Genomic DNA, 918 nt, shown 5'->3' with positions numbered 1-918 from the left:
TCTTCGATGAGCTTATGGGCATCGAGCCGGTCCGGCACGATGACGCGATCGACGGTGCCGTCCGCCTTGAGCACGATCTTGCGCTCCGGCAGGTCGAGTTCGAGCGGCTGGCGGCCGTCGCGGCCGCGCTTGAGGATCGCATAGGCGTCCCACAGTGGCTTCAGCACGGTTTTGAGGATCGGACCTGTCTTGTCGTCCGGCGCGCCGTCGATTGCCGCCTGAGCCTGTTGGTAGGCGAGCTTTGCCGCCGACTTCATCATGACGCGATGGAAGGAGTGCCTGAGCTTGCGGCCCTCGGCTGAAAAAACCATGCGCACGGCGAGCGCCGGACGGTCCTGGCCCTCCCGCAGCGAGCAGAGATCGTTGGAGATGCGCTCGGGCAGCATCGGCACGACGCGATCCGGGAAATAGACCGAATTGCCGCGCTTCAATGCTTCGCGGTCGAGCGCCGTGCCGTAGCGCACATAGGCGGCGACGTCGGCGATTGCGACAGTGGCAACCACGCCGCCGGGGTTCTTCTCGTCGAGATCCGGCGTGGCGAAGACGGCGTCGTCATGGTCCTTGGCGTCGGCCGGATCGATGGTGATCAGCGGCAGGTCGCGCCAATCCTCGCGGTGATCCAGCGTCGCCGGCTTGACCGCTTCGGATTCTGCGATGACGTCGGCCGGGAAGATATGCGGAATGTCGTGCGCGTGGATGGCGATCATCGAGACCGCCTTTTCGCTGGTCAGAGAGCCCAGCACGTTGAGCACCTTGGCCCTCGGCAGCCCATAGCGGGAAGCCCGCGCCGGCTCGACCTCCACCAGGTCACCGTTCTTGGCGCCGTTCTGGAATTCCTTGTCGACGATCAGTTCGGGCTGGCGCCGTTCCACCGGCTCGATGCGGAAGGCGCCGTCCTGCCAGATGCGAAAGACACCG

General features: G+C 65.4%; 1 protein-coding gene. It reads right to left on the bottom strand.

Annotated elements, in window-relative coordinates; translation table 11 throughout:
- A partial coding sequence (locus EN939_RS35975; RefSeq protein WP_127272033.1) for an RNB domain-containing ribonuclease occupies window positions 1–918 on the bottom strand: 918 nt, incomplete at both ends.

Source organism: Mesorhizobium sp. M7A.F.Ca.CA.002.05.1.1 (genome assembly GCF_003998335.1).
Lineage (GTDB): Bacteria > Pseudomonadota > Alphaproteobacteria > Rhizobiales > Rhizobiaceae > Mesorhizobium.
The sequence above is the reverse complement of the archived record's forward strand: the minus strand, read 5'-3'. Positions and strand labels throughout refer to the sequence as shown.